The organism is Candidatus Nanopelagicales bacterium (assembly GCA_037045355.1).
Lineage (GTDB): Bacteria > Actinomycetota > Actinomycetes > S36-B12.
In genome coordinates this window covers 1-16,609 of the sequence record JBAOHO010000021.1, presented here as the reverse complement: position 1 = coordinate 16,609, position 16,609 = coordinate 1, and the positions used below count along the sequence as shown (strand labels likewise).

20 protein-coding genes and 1 pseudogene are annotated in these 16,609 nt (G+C 67.1%); 7 read left to right on the top strand and 14 right to left on the bottom strand.

Annotated features, from left to right (window positions below):
* Positions 1-7 precede the first annotated feature (7 nt).
* The 8 genes from V9E98_10735 to V9E98_10700 form a co-directional block, all read right to left on the bottom strand.
* Entirely contained in the window at positions 8-649 is a 642-nt protein-coding gene (locus V9E98_10735; protein MEI2717455.1) for a GNAT family protein, read from the bottom strand.
* Between the two features lie 8 nt (positions 650-657).
* The gene (glp, locus tag V9E98_10730) at positions 658-1,830 is read right to left on the bottom strand and encodes a gephyrin-like molybdotransferase Glp (protein MEI2717454.1); all 1,173 of its coding nucleotides are present in this window, start codon (positions 1,828-1,830) and stop codon (positions 658-660) included.
* 13 nt (positions 1,831-1,843) lie between these two features.
* Complete coding sequence (locus V9E98_10725) at positions 1,844-2,761, bottom strand: UTP--glucose-1-phosphate uridylyltransferase (GenBank protein ID MEI2717453.1); 918 nt, start codon at positions 2,759-2,761, stop codon at positions 1,844-1,846.
* 25 nt (positions 2,762-2,786) lie between these two features.
* Entirely contained in the window at positions 2,787-3,404 is a 618-nt protein-coding gene (locus V9E98_10720) for a 5-formyltetrahydrofolate cyclo-ligase (GenBank protein MEI2717452.1), read from the bottom strand.
* Between the two features lie 18 nt (positions 3,405-3,422).
* Positions 3,423-3,713, bottom strand: coding sequence for a hypothetical protein (locus V9E98_10715; protein ID MEI2717451.1), 291 nt, complete (start codon positions 3,711-3,713; stop codon positions 3,423-3,425).
* Positions 3,714-3,736: 23 nt separating this feature from the next.
* Entirely contained in the window at positions 3,737-4,615 is an 879-nt protein-coding gene (locus V9E98_10710) for a 3-methyladenine DNA glycosylase (GenBank protein ID MEI2717450.1), read from the bottom strand.
* A gap of 1 nt (position 4,616) precedes the next feature.
* The gene (locus tag V9E98_10705; protein ID MEI2717449.1) at positions 4,617-5,651 is read right to left on the bottom strand and encodes a hypothetical protein; all 1,035 of its coding nucleotides are present in this window, start codon (positions 5,649-5,651) and stop codon (positions 4,617-4,619) included.
* Between the two features lie 138 nt (positions 5,652-5,789).
* A complete protein-coding gene (locus tag V9E98_10700) occupies positions 5,790-6,401 on the bottom strand; it encodes an RcpC/CpaB family pilus assembly protein (GenBank protein ID MEI2717448.1) in 612 nt (203 codons plus the stop codon).
* Between the two features lie 57 nt (positions 6,402-6,458).
* Here V9E98_10700 and V9E98_10695 point away from each other — a divergent pair, with 57 nt between their 5' ends.
* Positions 6,459-6,737 (top strand): hypothetical protein, encoded by a 279-nt coding sequence (locus V9E98_10695; GenBank protein MEI2717447.1) that lies wholly within the window; start codon positions 6,459-6,461, stop codon positions 6,735-6,737.
* 14 nt (positions 6,738-6,751) lie between these two features.
* On the opposite strand, the pseudogene V9E98_10690 reads toward V9E98_10695, so the two are convergent.
* Positions 6,752-6,895, bottom strand: a pseudogene (locus V9E98_10690) (zinc ribbon domain-containing protein).
* 365 nt (positions 6,896-7,260) lie between these two features.
* On the opposite strand from V9E98_10690, the gene V9E98_10685 reads away from it, so the two are divergent.
* Complete coding sequence (locus tag V9E98_10685) at positions 7,261-8,772, top strand: MFS transporter (GenBank protein MEI2717446.1); 1,512 nt, start codon at positions 7,261-7,263, stop codon at positions 8,770-8,772.
* Between the two features lie 104 nt (positions 8,773-8,876).
* Here the strand turns inward: V9E98_10685 and V9E98_10680 are convergent, their stop codons facing one another.
* The gene (locus V9E98_10680; protein ID MEI2717445.1) at positions 8,877-9,257 is read right to left on the bottom strand and encodes an Hsp20 family protein; all 381 of its coding nucleotides are present in this window, start codon (positions 9,255-9,257) and stop codon (positions 8,877-8,879) included.
* On the opposite strand from V9E98_10680, the gene V9E98_10675 reads away from it, so the two are divergent.
* From V9E98_10675 to V9E98_10665, 3 genes are read left to right on the top strand one after another with little or no spacing between them, the layout of a single operon-like run.
* Positions 9,196-9,744 carry a universal stress protein gene (locus tag V9E98_10675; protein MEI2717444.1) on the top strand — a complete coding sequence of 183 codons (549 nt, stop codon included), beginning with the start codon at positions 9,196-9,198 and terminating at the stop codon, positions 9,742-9,744. The genes V9E98_10680 and V9E98_10675 overlap by 62 nt on opposite strands.
* A complete protein-coding gene (locus V9E98_10670; GenBank protein MEI2717443.1) occupies positions 9,741-10,166 on the top strand; it encodes a CrcB family protein in 426 nt (141 codons plus the stop codon). The genes V9E98_10675 and V9E98_10670 overlap by 4 nt, the downstream gene beginning before the upstream one ends.
* Positions 10,166-10,540: a CrcB family protein gene (locus tag V9E98_10665; protein MEI2717442.1), complete on the top strand. Its 375-nt coding sequence runs from the start codon at positions 10,166-10,168 to the stop codon at positions 10,538-10,540. The genes V9E98_10670 and V9E98_10665 overlap by 1 nt, the downstream gene beginning before the upstream one ends.
* A gap of 96 nt (positions 10,541-10,636) precedes the next feature.
* Here V9E98_10665 and V9E98_10660 read toward each other — a convergent pair whose 3' ends face one another.
* From V9E98_10660 to V9E98_10650, 3 genes are all read right to left on the bottom strand, one after another.
* Complete coding sequence (locus V9E98_10660) at positions 10,637-12,430, bottom strand: acyl-CoA dehydrogenase (GenBank protein ID MEI2717441.1); 1,794 nt, start codon at positions 12,428-12,430, stop codon at positions 10,637-10,639.
* A 340-nt stretch (positions 12,431-12,770) separates the two neighbouring features.
* Positions 12,771-13,499: an EAL domain-containing protein gene (locus V9E98_10655; GenBank protein MEI2717440.1), complete on the bottom strand. Its 729-nt coding sequence runs from the start codon at positions 13,497-13,499 to the stop codon at positions 12,771-12,773.
* Between the two features lie 31 nt (positions 13,500-13,530).
* On the bottom strand, positions 13,531-13,944 hold the full coding sequence (locus V9E98_10650; GenBank protein MEI2717439.1) for a PAS domain S-box protein: 414 nt from the start codon (positions 13,942-13,944) through the stop codon (positions 13,531-13,533).
* A gap of 220 nt (positions 13,945-14,164) precedes the next feature.
* On the opposite strand from V9E98_10650, the gene V9E98_10645 reads away from it, so the two are divergent.
* A complete protein-coding gene (locus tag V9E98_10645) occupies positions 14,165-15,469 on the top strand; it encodes an MFS transporter (protein ID MEI2717438.1) in 1,305 nt (434 codons plus the stop codon).
* Here V9E98_10645 and V9E98_10640 read toward each other — a convergent pair.
* Positions 15,396-16,184 carry a methyltransferase domain-containing protein gene (locus tag V9E98_10640; protein ID MEI2717437.1) on the bottom strand — a complete coding sequence of 263 codons (789 nt, stop codon included), beginning with the start codon at positions 16,182-16,184 and terminating at the stop codon, positions 15,396-15,398. The two genes, V9E98_10645 and V9E98_10640, sit on opposite strands and share 74 nt — an antisense overlap.
* 122 nt (positions 16,185-16,306) lie before the next feature.
* Here V9E98_10640 and V9E98_10635 point away from each other — a divergent pair.
* On the top strand, positions 16,307-16,609 hold a 303-nt coding region (locus tag V9E98_10635), incomplete at its 3' end, for a cytochrome c biogenesis protein CcdA (protein MEI2717436.1).

Genomic DNA, 16,609 nt, shown 5'->3' with positions numbered 1-16,609 from the left:
CCCAAGGTTAGGGGTGCGGAGGCCGGATGCGAAGGACCGAATCGCCCGTGTCGCGCACAGTTGGATATCGGCCCGCCCGGGCATGCACGGCCCGGAGCAGCCCTTGGGGAGGGCGCTCACCGGCGAGCATGCAGTAGGTGACGTGATCACGCCAGTCCCCATCGATGTGCAGGTATCCGGGACGGAAACCCTCCTTGCGGAAGCCGAGTTTCTCGACGACTCGCAGACTCGCCTGGTTCTCGGGACGGATGTTGATCTCGATCCGGTGCATCATCAAGGTGCCGAGCGCGTAGTCGACAACGAGCGCCACGGCTCGAGGCATGATTCCTCGGCCCGCCACTTCCTGGCTGATCCAATAGCCGATGTAGCCACTGCGCAGTGAGCCCCACGTGAGCCCCCCCAACGTGACCTGACCCATGAGGGTCCCCTCGACATCGAGGGCGAAGGCAGCGCTGCGTCCCGCCGTGGCCTCGCGGCGAAAACTTCGGACCATGCCGGCGAAGGTGCCCGGGACCGCGGGGTCTGCCTGCGGCAGTGTGGCCTCCCAGGGCTTCAGCCACTCATGGTTCGCGCGCCGCAGGTCCTGCCATCGCCGCGAATCACGCCGCTGCAGGGGACGTAGGGTGACGGCGCCGTCCTGCAGCGTCACCGGCCACTTCATGGCGATCCGGGGCGCAGTGATAGTGCCGGGACGGTCGATCCGGCGGGCTGGGAGTCGTTGCCCGGCAGCACCCGCAGCAGGACGTCGGCCGAACCCAGCTGAACCAAGGTGGCGCCCAACTGCGGGTGAGCGGTTCCGTCGGCATCCAGGCGGGCCGGGATCAACTGCGTGGCCGGGGTCCGGGGCACGTCAGCGCCCAGTCGCACATGGACCGGCGCGGCGGGCTGGACACCCCTCATGGCATAGATCATGGGGACAGCGAGCGCCGCGAACAAGACCTCGGCGGCAACAGGCTCCGAAGGTAGTGCCAGCACCGGGATGGAGTCCTCGCCCACGGTGCCGTGCCCAAAGGCTCCCTGGTCGGTGGATCCTTCATCGAACGTGACGGACCCGAGGGCCGCCAGTTGAGTCCGGACCAGGCTGTCGGCGTACGCGATCTCACCGGCGACCACCACCAGGTCGGCGCGGATCAGTTGATCGTCGATGGCCTGGCCGATCTCGCGGGCGTCGTAACCGACCGGTCCGACCCGGAAGGCGACAGCTCCGGCCCGTTCGGCTGCAGCCGCGAGCATCGGGCCGGTCGCATCGTAGACCAGACCTGCTGTCGGCTCTGCCCCGACTGGCAGGAGTTCGTTGCCGATCGTCACGACCACCACTCGCGGGTGGGGGCGCACCGATACTCGGATGACTCCGAGTTGCGCGAGGAGTCCCACGGTGACGGGGTCGATCACGACGCCATCGGCCAGCACGGTGTCCCCCTCGGCGGCCACCGCACCCACGGCGGTCACGCCGGCGCCCGGCTCGGCTTGCTCGGTGATGGTGATCTGGTCGCCCACTTTGTCGAACCCCGGGCCGCGGACTACACAATCCGCTCCCGTCGGCAGGGGGGTTCCCGCTGCGACCCGGACCACAACGCCGGCATACACCGGTTGCGTCGCTGCGAATCCCGGAGCCACATCATCGACGACCTTGAGCATGGCCGACCCGGTGAGATCTGCCGCTCGGGCTGCGTAACCCGTCAGAGCGGCCCGAGCGAAATGCGGAATGGGACGGGGTGCGGATACGTCACCGACGATCTGGCAACCGATGGCCTCGGTGATGGTGATGTCGAGGGGTTCGAGGGGATGGACCTGCTCCAACAGTCCGGCGAGGTGTACTTCGAGACTCATGTCGGGCCTCCGTTCATGATGCGACCAGTCCGCGTTGCTGCATCTGACCGGCGAGCCAGCGCCTGAACTCCGGCCCCAGGTCAGGGTCTTCCATGGCCAGTGTGACGACCGCCTGCAGGTACGACTGCTTGTCGCCGGTGTCGTAGCGACGACCGCGGAAGACCACACCACGAACTCCGCCGCCGTTCCCGGCCGGCAGTTTGGCCATGCTCCGCAGCGCATCCGTCAGTTGGATCTGCCCGCCCCGTCCGGGTCTGGTGTCACGCAGGACGTCGAAGACCAGGGGATCGAGGATGTAGCGGCCGATGATGGCCAGGTTGCTCGGCGCCTGATCGATCGGCGGTTTCTCGACCAAGTCGGTGACTTCGACGACATCGTTGACCTCGGTCGCTCGGCAGGCGGCGGCACCGTAACTCGAGATCTTCTCAGGAGGCACCTCGAACAGCGCGACCACCGATCCCCCGTGCTTGCGGCGCAGGGCGAGCATCTGCTCGAGAACGGGATCACGTTCGTCGATCAGGTCGTCGCCCAAGAGGACCGCGAACGGCTCGTGACCGACATGCGCTTCGGCCATGGAGACGGCATGGCCGAGACCGAGCACCTGGCCCTGCCGCACCGAATGCACCCTCGCCAGGGAACTGATCTCGGCAAGTTGTGCCAGCGCCGGGTCGTCCCCTTTGTCGGCCAAAGCGGCTTCCATCTCGACATCTCGATCGAAGTAGTCCTCGAGCGCGACCTTGCCGCGGCCCTGGATCAGCAGCACATCATCCAGGCCTGCCGCGACGGCTTCTCGGACGACATAGTCGATGGCCGGCCGGTCGACGAGTGGAAGCATCTCTTTGGGGATCGCCTTGGACACAGGCAGGAAGTGCGTTCCCAACCCGGCGACCGGGATCACGGCCTTGCGCACGTCGCCGTGAAGTTCCGCCATGCTGCAGACCCTACGCGGTCCCGGCTCAGTCTTCCGCCGGCGCATCGCCGGCAGACCCGACCGATACCAGGCCCGCCTCGGTCAACACCGCCGCGACCGGCACGTCGTGCGCCTCGACCGGCAGAACGCGCTGATCCTGCTCCCGGCAGACCGCAACGGTGAACACGGCTGGTGACAGGTCAGCGAGGAGGCGGTCGTAAAAGCCCGCCCCGTATCCCAATCGGGCTCCGGTGGATGGGTCGACGGCGAGCGCCGGCACGAGCATGACTCCGACACCCAGGGACGCGATGCCAGGCCCGAGCGCCACTGCCGGGCCCTTGGGCCGAGGGATGCCGCGATGGCCGCCTCGCAGGTCGTCCGGCCGGGCCCGCACCCACTCCAACTCACTGGCCGACAACGCCCGCGGCAGGTACACGGGCAAGGCGAGAACCATGAGCAACGCGGAGATGTCCGGTTCGTGGTTGGTCGGCTGAAATCCCGCGACCGCGGATCCAGCTCGAGTCGCCAACGCGGCCCCGTGACTCATGAGCAGCTGGGCGCGCCGGACCCTGACATCCGACGGCTCCGCAGCGCGACTGCGCCTGATCTCGTGACGCAGGGCAGCCTTGTCCGTGGCTTTGTCGGCGGCTCTGCCTGTTGCCATCGCGGCGGGAGGGGCCTGCTACGACGCAGTGCGGTACGACGTGCCCGAGCGGGCACCGCCGGCCCACGCACCCAAGTCGCACAGGAACGCCAGCGCCACCAGGAACCAGGCGAAACCGGTGACGCCTCCCAGCCACCAGTACAACAAGATGTAGGACAAAGTCGTGTAGGGCAGCAGGATCACTCCGAGCAGAGGCAGGATCCACTCCCCCTTGAATGCTGCCTGTACGTAGTCGGTGAACAGCCAGAGAAGCAAGATCGCGACGCGCGGGAAGAACGCGCCGAGGGCGAAGACGAAGCAACCACACATGCGCACTCCTGGATCGACAATGGTCAGGCTGATTCTGCCCTGTCCGAACCCGCGATGTCGGCCATCTGCTGCAGGGCTTCGATCAACTGATCTCGCAGACCCTGTGCCCGGCGGGCGAGGTGGGCCTGAACATCGGCGTACTCCCGGCGACCGGAGGCAGTCTCGATAGGGATCGGGGCGAGACCCCAAGCGGACAGGTCGTAGGGCGAGGCGCGCATGTCGACTTCGCGCGCTGTCCTGGCGTGCTCGAAGCAGTCGGCCACCAGATCGCTGCCGACGTACGGCGCGGATTCGTAGGAGTAGCGATACAAGTCCATCCCCGCGTGGATACACCCCGGCTGCTCGTTCTCGCTTTGGGCAGCGCGGCTCAGCGGTCGCTGGCGCGTGAGTGCACCCGCGGTGAAGAAGCGATACGCGTCGAAATGTGTACAGCGCAGCCCGACATCGTCGATCACGTCCTCGATCTGCGTGTCGGCGAGCCGCAGCGGAACTTGCTCGTGGCGGACTTGGCTCTGGGGCAGGCCCAGGACCATCGCCCATTCGTGCATTCCGAAGCAGTTGGTGCGCGCCGGACGGGCGGCAGTCGCGCGTAGCAGGGCCACCCGTTGTCGCACCATGTCGATGCGGATGCCGGTCGGGTCGACCGACCAGCCAACTCCTGTCCTTCGGTAGCCTCGCAGACCCGCAATGGGCGGGTGGCCGCGCAGGATCACCCCGAGGCCGGGATGCCATACCCGTAACGCGGCGGGTCGGTTGCGGTAGTAGGTCCACAGGAAGTCGTCCACGGGGTGAGGCAACCCCTCGGCCCGGCGCTGCAGCCGAGGTTCGATCCACACGGCGACACGCGCCTCGTGCCGATCGATTCGAGTCCGCCATTCATCTTCGGTCAGAACGCGGTTCATGTCAGTCGACTTCGGCGAGACCCAAAGCCAGGCAACCACTGACCAACGCGTCGAGCCCGAATGCGGTGACCGGTCCGACGGCACCGATATCCTTCTCCGCCCGGCGGGACAGCATCCGCGCGGACCACGTGAGGAGCGCTGCGGTGAGGTCGTAGGGGTTCGGTCCCTCGATCTGGATCCGGCCCAGTGGCCGGTGGTCCGCGTCTTCCGCTTCGGCGATGACGACGGAGCGGGCGCCCTGCCGCAGGTGTTCGGCGGGGCCGTCCGTGCTCGAGCTGCCGAGCGCGCTGCGCAGCACTGCCCCGAAGGCGGACCCGATACCGGGTACTTGCCGGGCACTGGCCGCGAGCCCACTGGCGGCTGATGCGGCTCGGGCCCACCGTCCCGCCCATCCGACGTGAACCGAGACGTCGGTCAGGTCGGGGTCCAGCAAGGGAAGTGCGAACAACTCCGAACCCCCCATGGACAGCCCGGTGTTCTGCTGCCCCGCAACGGGGAACTGGCGGGTCCGGGCACCGGGTCGCTCCCCCACCAGGGCCCCGCCGCGGAACGCGAAGGACGGGTCCACCATGATGCCCGCGGCGCTTGCGATGGTCCCGCCGCTCGGACCGAACTGGCCCGTGACGAAGTAGCCGATGTCGATCCGAGTCAGACCCTGGTCGGCGAACCGGTCGATCAACAACGCCCCGGCGAGATTGCCGGGCAGGAAGTCGAACCCCATAGCGGTGAGCAGCCGGGCGCCGGTACTCACCGCTGGTGGCCCATAGGTCTCGAATACCGTGCGGATGAAGGCCGGTTCGCCGGCGCAGTCGACGTAGGCACATCCCGCATCGATGGCTGCTTCTACAGCCACGGAACCGAGCCGGGAGTACGGTCCCACCGTGCTGACGATGACATCGTCGGGTGAGTGCAGCAGCGCTCGAAGTGACTCCGGAGTGTTGGTGTCGGCCACCTCGAAGGTAGGTGTCCGGCCGCCGGGGGCCTGAGGCGTCAACTCCGTGACGAGGGCCTCCAAGGCATCCCCCGAACGTCCCACCAGCACGGGCGCCGGCCCCGGTCCGCACCAGTTCGGCAGCGGTGAGCCGCCCGGTGAATCCGGTGGCTCCGAACAAGAGGATTCGGGACACCCTTTGACCCTACCCAGCGAGGCGGTGAGTTGGGACACCCCCCGACATCAGCGGATGGCGACGAACACACGGTCGCCGCGCCGGATCACGGCCAGTTGGGAAGCATCACTTTCCGGCACCGCCAGCAGGACCACGGCACCTGATTGGGGCGAGTCGAAGCCGGCTCCGGAGTCGACCGGTACCCCCAGGACCTCGACATCGGAGGCCACCAACCGCGGCTCACCGTCATGCAGTGCGTCGGGGGTGACCATGACGTCGACGCGGTCTCCGGAGTGAAGCAGCGCGGCCACCCGTTCGTCGGACAGGGTCAGCGGGAAGACGATGGTGCCGGGCTGTGGCGCGACGGTGCCGCCCGGCACGATGCGGCTGGGGGTGATCGGTTCCCCGGCGGCTATCGGGCCACGGGTCGTCTGGCCCATCAGATCGCTGCTGGACGTCGCGGGCAGGGGGAGGTCAGTCGTGGCGGGAGCGAGGTCGTCAACGCCGAGTTGAGCGCCGGAGGGGATATCCCGGGAAGCAACAGTGATCTCTGCGACGCTGCGCTGGTCAGTGCCGGGCACGGCACTGAAGGCTGCGAGCAGCAGCAGCACGGCCACCGCAGCCCAACGAACGCGGCGGCCGTAGCGCCAGGCGAGCGCGGCCATCCTGCGGTTGTGCACCCGCTGACCGTAGGTGGTCCCGCGAGCTCGTGGAGCCGTTGTCCACAGGGGGGCTACTTGGCTGACTTGCCCCCGGCACCGGACGGGGCGGGTTTCGCTGCGCCCGACGAGGAGTTCCCCGACGAGGAGTTCCCCGATGATGAGTTCGATGTGCTGGACGAGCTCGACGTGCTCGGCGAGGACTTGCCCGATCCGGCATCTGTCGCGGGCTGCGACGTCGTGCCCCTCGACTCCTTGCCCGCTGCAGCACCTCCGGCCCCCTCCTTCTTGGTGCCCGAGTCAGCCGTCTTGTCGCCTTGGGCAGCTTTCTCCGCCGCGCGCGAATCGTTGCGGTAGAAGCCGGACCCCTTGAACACCACTCCCACATTGCCGAACAACTTGCGCAGCGTCGGTTCGCCACAGTGCGGGCATTCGGTGAGTGCTGGGTCGGTGAAGGACTGGACCGCTTCGAGCTGATGGCCGCAGTTCGCGCAGCGGTACTCGTACGTGGGCATGGAACCTCCGATTGGCACTCTCACAGTTAGCTTCAATCCGCCGGTCATCGGCTCCCCCACGGCTTCGCCGCGGGAGGGCCCAGCGAGCGGCACGAACACCGGTGCGATCAGCAGGTCGCTCTCGAGGGCAGCGCGGGCCACTGTTCAACGACAACAGCGCCACCACGGCAACCCGATGGCAGGGGCGTCAGCCGATGGATCGGTGGGTTGAAGCTTCGCGCGCCAATGTTACCGCTCAAGACGGTGGCGCCCCGACGGAACTGTCGCGGATGCCTGAGACGTGACGTGACACCGCGGCCGTGCAGTTGCCGGTGATCGGCAACCGCTGCCCTGACACGGAACAGCGGTAGGGGCAGGATGAAGGCATGTCGATGGAATCGGCCTCAGTCTCCCGCTGGGCGGTTCCGTTGTTGGGCGTTGCCGGCGGGGTGGCGATGGCCGACCCCAATGTCGCCAGTACGGCGCTCGTCGAGGCCAGCCGCGGACTGGCGATGCCGACATCGTGGATACCCGTGGCCGCCAGCGTCGAGAATTACTCCACAGCCGCCACCGTGGTGACGACGGGTCTGCTCGCGGATCGACTGGGGCGCCGCCGAGTGTTCATGGCGGCCCTGGCTCTGGTCGCGGCATCGGAACTGCTGACCGCCGCCGCACCAGTTTCACTGGTGTACCTACTCGGTCGCGCGATCACGGGCATCGCCATGGGAGCGATCTTCGGCGCCGCCTTCGCGTACGTGCGAGCTGTCGCCAAGCAGGGGCAACTGGGTTCGGCTCTGGGTGTGTTCGGAGCGGCGGCGACGGTCACGATGATGGTCATCTCCTTGATGGGCGGGGGGTTGGCCTCTTTGGGTTGGCGGTTGGCCTTCTGCCTCATCACCGTGCTGGCTCTGCTGGTCTTGGCGCTGGTGCCCCGGTTGCTCCCACCCATCCCCACCGTCGGCTCAGGACCCGCGGACATCGGTGGCCAGATCCTGCTCGGTATCGCCGTCGTCTTACCCCTGTACGCACTGAGTCGGGCGGGGACACCGGGACCAGCCGTTTGGGCAGCCTTGGCGGTCGGTGTCATCGCCTTCGTCGGTTTCGTGATGATCGAGCGCCTCGGCTCCCATCCGTTCTTCCCACTGGGACTCTTCCGCGACCGGATCTATCTGGCAGCGATCCTCATGGGTCTGGGATGGAACATGGCGCAGGCGATCCTTGTGCTGCAGTTGGCGAACCTGTGGCAGTACATCGAGGGCTGGAGCACCATGACGGTGGCTCTTGCCACTCTCCCGGCCTACGTGTTCGGTATGGCTGCCTCTGTCTACACCGGCCGCAGGGTCTCGGCGGGAGTCTCGCCGCGGACCGTCGCGGTTATTGGGTTCGCGCTCATGACCGTCGGATTCGCGGTGCTGGCGTGGTATCGAGACGGTGGCTCGCTGTGGCCGTTCCCTGTCGCGCTCGTGCTCGTGGGGATGGGCACCCAGGCGGTGAGCGTCCCGTATGGCGCATTGATCGTCCAGGTCGCACCGCGGCAGTACTACGGTCCGGTGACGTCCAGCCGTACCACGATCGGACAGATGGGGTACGCGGTCGGTCTGGCAGGGGCCACAGTACTGATCGACCGCATGACCACGGATGGCATCATCGCCCGGCTGCAGGCAGCGGGGGTCTCCCCGACTCGCATCGCAGAAGCGCAGTCGGTGATCTCCCTGTACGTGGAAGCCGGCACCGAAGAGACCACACAACTGGCGCGAATGGCTCTGCAGAATGCCGCGCAGTCGTATGCCCAGGCATTCGCCACCACGATGGGGGTCGTCGCCGCGGTCATGCTCGTGATGGGCGTCGGGGTTGCACTGCTGTTGCGGGGACGCAGCTCTGCGAGTTCTGCCTCGTGACGAGGCCACGCAAGTACGCACCGGAAGGCAGCAACGGGAGAATCGGAGCTGCGAAGAGGAGGTCGGTCGGCGGGGCACGAGGACCCGCCGACCGACCTCTGGCATCACTCGGCTGACTCGACCTCGGCCTGATCCGTCGCAGCGACGGAGACCCCGGCGGGACGCTCGTCCACCCGGATCTTGTGCGGCTCGGCGGGAGCCGGCTTCACTCCGGCGATGTGCAGGCGGAGAATGCCGTCGGCATAAGCTGCACTCACTTGGTCTGCGGCCACCGTGTCCGGCAGCCGGAACTCGCGACTGAACGATCCGTAACGCATCTCGCGCAGCAGTGTGCTGCCGACTTCGGCGGAGCGAGTCTCGCGACGCTCGCCGCTTGCGCCGGGAATCGGCCAGTCGCTTCCCCACCGGGAACTACGCTGCCTTATGGCCAGAACCCCCCCACAGCCCGCCGTGGATCGTATGACGCCGTTCGCCGGCAGTCCCATCGTGGTGGGGGTGAACCCAGCACTCGCCGCCCTGGTGCCCTTGACCGCCGCCTCACTGGCCGTCGCCATTGGTGCACCGCGCCTGTTGTTCGCCTACGCCGATCCCTCGCGATACGTGGTCGAAGAACACCCGGACGGCACGATTCGACACGCCGGAGTCTCACCCGACGCTCTGGATGACGGCTGGCGAGCAGTCGAAGCCGATCTGCGGCAGCGTCTGACGACAGTGCTGGGGGAATCCTCGGTTCCCTGGGAGTTCCGGTTCCTGGCGGGGCGACCCGACCGCGCTCTCACTCACCTCGCACGGGCGGTCGATGCCGCAGCGATCGTGGTGGGGACCCGCGCACCGGGCACCGGCGCCCACCTCCGCGAGATGCTCGAGGGCTCGGTGGCCATGCACCTGGCCACCCACCAGCACCGGCCGGTTCTCACCGTCCCGCTGACTGTCGTCGATTGGAAGGACACTGCCAGCGCATGGGACCGGTGAACAGGCGCCTGGTCGGGCTCGCCCTGCTGGTCGCTGCCGGCGCGGCCGTGGGCACGGCCATACGGGCGACGTTGGAAGAAGTGTTCCCTGCACAACCTGGGCAATGGCCGCAGACGACGTTCCTGATCAACCTCACCGGCAGCCTGCTTCTCGGCATTCTCTTGGAAAGCCTGGCGCTGTCCGGGGACGACATCGGCTGGCGGCAACGGCTGCGGTTGACCGCTGGCACCGGGGTTCTCGGCGGTTTCACGACCTACAGCAGCTTCGTCGTCGAGATCGACCAATTGGCTCGCTCCGGACACCTTCTGATCGGCGCCTCGTACGCACTGATCAGCATCGTGCTCGGAGTGGTCGCCGCAGGTGCCGGCGTCTACCTCGTCGGGGCTGTCCACCGCAGGTCAGCCGGCAGGGGCAGTCACTGATGCTCATCTCGCTGCTCACAGCCCTCGCCGGTGGCCTCGGCGGAGCGTCCCGGTTTCTCGTCGATACCACAGTCACCCGCCATAACCGGACCTCATTGCCGCTGGGAACGGTGATCGTCAACAGCTCCGCCTGCCTGCTGCTGGGTTTCGTAGTCGGGTACGTCAGCGCTCACGCGGGGTCCGATGACCTACGGACCATCGCCGGTGTCGGCTTCCTCGGTGGCTACTCCACGTTCAGCACGGCGTCGGTGGAGGGCTATCGACTCCTGCGGCAAGGCCGCCCACTGGCAGCACTCCTGCACAGCGGCGGCATGTTGGCCGTCTGCTTGGTGCTGGCCTGGCTGGGACTGCTCCTGGGCGGGGCCTTTCAGTGAGGTCACTGTGTCGCAGTCCAGTGCCCGCGACCAGGCCTCCGACGGATCCTTTCGACGACGACGCATGCACCGCGACGACTCGACTGTGCGCGAGGTTCACAACCACTCTGGTTTCATGTCCAAGTAGGTAGTGTCGCCCTCCGCGAGCCGCTCAACGAGAGGCCGGATGCGGGGAAGCTCCCAGCGGTAGAAGTACCTCGCAGCGTGGCGTTTTCCGTCGTAGAAGTCCCCTTCCTTGCCCGCGGCCGTCAGGTACTGCTCGAGCCACAACCACGCGACCACAAGGTGGCCGGTCGCTTCCAGATAGGCGGTGGCGTTGGCCATCATCGCCTCGGCCGAGGGGAGATTCCCGATCGCCGTCGTCGCCTCACCGAGTGCCGTGACCGCCGCCGTCAGTTGGGCACCTAGCTCGGCTGACTCACCTCCCGCCTCCTGAGCTCGCGCCGCCGTGCGGGCCATCTCTCCGGCCAACAACACCAGCCCTCGTCCCTGGGTCGAGAGGATCTTGCGCCCCAGCAGGTCGAGACCCTGGATCCCGTGGGTGCCTTCGTGGATCGGGTTGAGCCGGTTGTCCCGATAGTGCTGTTCCACGTCAAAGTCCCGTGTGTAGCCGGCCCCACCCAGCACTTGGATCGCCAGGCTGTTGGCCTCGAGGCACCACTGGGACGGCCACGACTTGGCGATCGGAGTGAGCACGTCGAGGAGCGTCTGAAGGTCGCGGACGTCCTCGCCGTTGTCCCTGCGACCATCGAGTTCGTCCACCAGTCGCCCGGCGTAGAGCCCGAGCGCCAAGCCGCCCTCGACATACGACTTCTGCGCGAGCAGCATCCGGCGCACGTCCGGGTGGTCGATGATCGGCACCTGGGCAGACGTCGCCGGCTGTCCCAAGGCCCGCCCCTGAAGCCGTTCCTTGGCGTAGTCGAGCGACTTCAGGTAGCCCGCGTAGCCGAGCGCCGTGGCACCCATTCCGACGCTGATGCGGGCCTCGTTCATCATGTGGAACATGTAGGACAGTCCCCGGTGCGGCTCCCCGACCAGATAGCCGACAGCACCGGGAACGCCGCCGGGTGTGAACGCGCCGCTGCCGAAGGTCGGGGCTGTATTCACTGTCCCCCGGAACCCCATCTTGTGGTTGATCCCGGACAACACGACATCATTTCGCTCGCCGATGGACCCGTCGTCGGCGACCAGATACTTGGGCACGATGAACAGCGAGATCCCTTTGGTCCCGGGTGGCCCGCCGGGGATCTTGGCCAGGACGAGATGGACGATGTTCTCTGTCATCTCGTGGTCGCCGCCGGAGATCCACATCTTCTGTCCGAAGATCCGGTAGGTCCCGTCCGGCTGTGGTTCCGCGCGGGTGGTGATATCAGCCAGATTAGAGCCGGCGTCGGGTTCGGACAGGGCCATCGTCCCGCTGAAGCGCCCGGCGATCATCGGTTGGACGTAGCGCTGCACCTGCTCGGGCGACCCGTGCGCCAGCAGGAGTCTGACGTTTCCGAGGGTGAGCATCCCGTAGCCCGCCGTGGCAGCGTTCGCGGACCCGAAGTAGGCCATGCAGGCCCCGTACACCGAGTTGGGGAGCCCGAACCCCCCTTGCTCCTCCGGGAGCGGCGCCGCCAGGAGGTCCGCATCGGCGAACGCCCGCATAGCCTCTGCGACCTCGGGGATGATCCTGACCCGTTCCCCGTCGAAGGTGGGTTCCGAGAGGTCGGCCGCGCGGTTGTGAGGAGCGAAGAACTCCTCGGCAAGCTGCTCGGACAGGTCCAGCAGCCCGTCGAAGGTCTCCGCTGAGTGCGCCGAGAAGCGGTCGAACTCCGTCAAGGCAGTGACGTCGAGCCACTCGTACAGCAGGAAGTCCAGGTCGCGACGCGAGATGAGGTGGGTCACAGGATTCCTTCGGACGGGGGGTGGTCGAGCCCGAGAGTATCCCTCGTCTCACTTGTCTTGGCCTTGCCAGGACAGGCGGAGACTCGCTCGCGACCATGAGACTCGCTCGCGACCATGAGCGCGACCATGAGACTCGCTCGCGACCATGAGATTGTCACCACGGACTCGTGGGGCTGATCTCAAGTCCCTGGCAGCCTTCATCAAGTCCAACGGTGCCCGACTACCAGCGCTCGCCACCAAGAATCACGACGGCTACACGTCGTGGCTCGACTTCACGATCGCGGGAATCACCGCTGACCAGGCCCCGAACGCGCCGATGGGCCACTCGCGATCCGTCCGCTCAGCGGGTTGCCGCAGGGGTGCGGAGTTGGTCGCGGATGGTGTCTATCGGGCTGGGTCGCGCGAACAGGTAGCCCTGGAACCTGCGGCAGCCGCGGCGATGGAGGGTTTCGAACTCGCGGGCGTCCTCGACTCCTTCGGCAATGACGGTGAGGTCAAGGAGCGAGGCCAAGGAGATCTGTGAAGCGATGATGGCGGAGTCGATCGGGTTGTCCCGTGCACCTTGCACGAAGGTGCGGTCGAGCTTGATCCCATCCACCGAGATCCGGTGCAGGTAACTCATGCTGGCGTATCCGGTGCCGAAGTCGTCGATCAGCACCGGGCAGCCCAGGTCTCGCAGTTGACCCAGGCGTCGCAGCGCCTCCGGGTCGTTGTCCAGGACAACTGATTCGGTGATTTCCAGTCCGATGGTGGGTGCGGGCAGTTGGCGGTGCTCCAGGGCAGCAGTGATGTCGGAGACGATGTCGGGTCGGGCCAACTGGGATGGGGAAAGGTTGATGGTGCAGATTGCGCGATCGGGCCACAGCCCGGCATCGATCAGCGCGGCGGTGTCGCGGATCGCTGCTTGGATGGTGACCTTGCCGAGTTCGGCGATCAGGCCCGACCGTTCTGCTTCAAGGATGAACTGGTAAGCCGGGCGGATCGGTTGCCCCGGTGGCTGCCAGCGCAGCAGCGCTTCCATCCCAGTGAAGGCACCGTCGGTGTCAACGATGGACTGGTAATGGGTCACGAACTCGTCGTTGGCGAGCGCTCTGCGTAAGTCACGGATCGTGGAGTGGTCCCGATCGGTCGGCCCGACTGCCGAACTGCGCGACCTGCGCGAAGTCCGGCTGCGGGATGGACTCCTCCCGGTCGGCGGCCGAGGTCGGGGGCTCGGCGGGCTCGCGAGTCGGCATGACATGTGACAAGGCGAGGATCGTCGCGATCACGAGCGGCGGGTCACCGTCCGCGTCACTCAGGCTCATCAGCAGGGGGAACGTGACCCCATCGGCCCGCCGACCAGTCAGCTGCACAGGTTCGGCGCGGATCGGCCGCTTGTCGCGCTGACCGCGGTACTCACGCATGGCGGCCTCATGCGCATGCCTTTGCGACTTGGGCATGAGCATCGACACTGATTGGTCGATGACTTGACTGGCGGCGTAGCCGAACCTCGGAGCTTCCAAGGTACCGATCACGGGAGGCGAAGGCCCGATGACCAAGACCGACCGCCGAAGCGCGACCGGCCACGTCGCCCGTTGTCGCTCTTACCGTGTTTGCGGCGCTATCCCCTGCCGCGGACGTCTTGCGTGATGTGCTCCACGGGCCCCGCATCGGCTCATCCGCAGCCACCTCGTTGACGGGGCTGAAAGGGTGGACGACGTTGAGAGGGTTGATGGGGTTTGAAAGGACGGTGACGTGTCCAGTACGCCAACGCGCGAGCAGTTGCCGACGGCCGTCGAGCAACGTCGGCTGTACCGACGCGCCCTTGCGGTTGTTGTCGTCTCACAGGTGTTCGGCGGCGCCGGCCTCGCTGCCGGGGTCACTGTCGGCGCGCTGCTGGCGCAGGACATGCTGGGGGGCCACGGCACGGCAGGGATTCCGGCCGCCCTGTTCACACTGGGATCAGCGTTGGCCGCTTTCACTGTGGGGCGGGTCTCCCAGCGTCGCGGTCGCCGCGCCGGCCTGGCCGCCGGGTTCCTGGTCGGGGCACTGGGGGCCGTCGGAATCGTCGTGGCAGCTGCGACCCGCAATCCGTTCCTGCTCTTCCCCGCACTCTTCGTCTACGGGTCAGGGACCGCCACCAACCTCCAGGCACGTTACGCCGGTACGGACTTGGCCTCCCCACACAGCCGGGGAACGGCGGTGTCCATCGCACTGGTGGCCACCACCTTCGGAGCTGTCGCGGGACCCAACCTGGTCGATCAGTTGGGGATGCTGGCTGAGTCCCTGGGCTTGCCGGCTTTGGCCGGCCCCTTCCTGCTCGCGGCAGTGGCCTACGGGCTGGCGAGTCTTGTCCTGGCGCTGTTCCTGCGACCCGACCCTCTCCTACTGGCCCGTCGACTGGCCGAGGCGGCTCCCGACGAGCCGCTTGCTTCATCTGAGGTTTCGGAGCAGCGGTTTCCACCCAGCGACAATCGGCGCGGCATCGCGCTGGGGGCCACCATCATGGTCCTCACCCAGGTGGCCATGGTCGCGATCATGACGATGACCCCGGTCCATATGAGAGCGCACAATCACGACCTCGGCGAGGTTGGGTTCGTGATCGGAGTCCACATCGGAGCGATGTTCCTGCCCTCATTGATCACTGGTCCCCTGGTGGACCGGGTCGGGCGGGTGCCCATGGCCGTCGCGTCGGCCACCACCCTGCTGGCGGCAGGACTGGTGGCGGCCCTGGCCCCCGGCGAATCCTTGACTTGGCTGACCGTAGCCCTGGCCCTCCTCGGACTGGGCTGGAACTTCGGCCTCATCAGCGGCACCGCGCTGATCGTCGACTCGACCGCGCCACAATCGCGCGCCCAGACACAGGGAAGTATCGATGTCCTCATCGCGATCGCAGGGGCGGGCGGCGGCGCGGTCTCGGGAGTAGTCATGGGACTGACGAGCTTCGCGATCCTCTCCCTGGCCGGCGGCGTCCTCGCGCTCTTACTCATCCCTGTGGTCGTGTGGCACCGGCGCCCCGCTCCGGCGGATTCGCCCCCGGCGGACGTAGTGCAGCGATGACGACACTGCCGCCCGCGGTTGGGCGCGTGGCTGTTACCGCCAAACCCGCAGCGTTCGCCAGGGATCTGATTCCTCCGGCCCGCAGGTAGGCGACCCCATTGAGGAAGTGCCGCGGACCTGCCGCGAGCTCAAGGAGAGCAGTCAATCCCCGCGTCAGCCACCCACGGGGGAACCGCAGATCGTCGGTGCCGAAGTCCGTGACCAGGATCGTGCCACCCGGGGACAACACCCGCGCTGCCTCGCGGAGGAGTTTGACTCCCGTCGCTCGGTCAACCGAGTGGAGTACCAGCGACACGATGACCAAGTCGGCGCAATCATCGTCGAACGGAACAACGTCCCCCTCTATGAGCCGAACGTCTACCTTCGGGCCCAAGCGGGAGCGAGCCTGCTGCAGCATCGCCGGAGACGGGTCAGCACCTATGACGGTGCACCCCGAGTCGCGATAGTCGGCAAGGCTCGCTCCGGTCCCGCAACCCAGATCCAATACGGTCGACCCCGGCGAGACCGGGTGGAACCGGCGCGCGGCATCCCGCAGCGGGGCGTTCAGCGGTTCGACCACCACGTCGTACAACCGCGCTGAAACCTCGTAACCGTCGATCGTCATGCCTGCGATCCTGCCAGTCCCCAACTCCGACGGGAACAAAGCCTCGCGTGAGAACTGGCTGGCCAACTGCAGTGGTGGTACGGCCAGCCAGGGGCCGTTGGCATCGGGCAAGGAGCGCGACCACTTATGTGGGCGGGATCACGGACCGAGCCTCCGTTGGTCCAGCACCATCCCGGTGTGGGCACTTTCGTGGCGAGCGGCACTTCAGCCTCGCCCGTGAAATGGAGCCGCGAATGATCTCCGGCTGGGCGTTGGCTTTCACCGCGGGCGTCCTCGCTGCCTTCAACCCGTGCGGTTTCGCGCTGCTGCCCACCTATCTCACCATGTTCCTCTCCGGTCGCCAGGGTGGATCTGGCGTTGTGCGAGCTCTCGCGGTGGGCGCATGGGTTACCGCGGGTTTCGTCCTCACCTTCGGAGTGGTCGGCATCGCGGTGTCCGCACTGTCGGTCCGGTTCGGAACGTGGCTGAGCGTGGTGACAGTGGTCCTCGGGGTGGGGCTGGTCGCTGTGGGTTCCTTCATGCTGAGTGGCCGTGAC

Excerpts from the sequence above, each read along its gene's own strand:
- V9E98_10710 (MEI2717450.1), bottom strand. The coding sequence starts at position 4,615 with ATGAACCGCGTTCTGACCGAAGATGAATGGCGGACTCGAATCGATCGG.
- V9E98_10720 (MEI2717452.1), bottom strand. The coding sequence starts at position 3,404 with ATGGCAACAGGCAGAGCCGCCGACAAAGCCACGGACAAGGCTGCCCTG.
- V9E98_10715 (MEI2717451.1), bottom strand. The coding sequence starts at position 3,713 with ATGTGTGGTTGCTTCGTCTTCGCCCTCGGCGCGTTCTTCCCGCGCGTC.
- V9E98_10665 (MEI2717442.1), top strand. The coding sequence starts at position 10,166 with ATGCTCATCTCGCTGCTCACAGCCCTCGCCGGTGGCCTCGGCGGAGCG.
- V9E98_10675 (MEI2717444.1), top strand. The coding sequence starts at position 9,196 with ATGGCCAGAACCCCCCCACAGCCCGCCGTGGATCGTATGACGCCGTTC.
- glp (MEI2717454.1), bottom strand. The coding sequence starts at position 1,830 with ATGAGTCTCGAAGTACACCTCGCCGGACTGTTGGAGCAGGTCCATCCC.
- V9E98_10685 (MEI2717446.1), top strand. The coding sequence starts at position 7,261 with ATGTCGATGGAATCGGCCTCAGTCTCCCGCTGGGCGGTTCCGTTGTTG.
- V9E98_10725 (MEI2717453.1), bottom strand. The coding sequence starts at position 2,761 with ATGGCGGAACTTCACGGCGACGTGCGCAAGGCCGTGATCCCGGTCGCC.
- V9E98_10680 (MEI2717445.1), bottom strand. The coding sequence starts at position 9,257 with ATGGGACTGCCGGCGAACGGCGTCATACGATCCACGGCGGGCTGTGGG.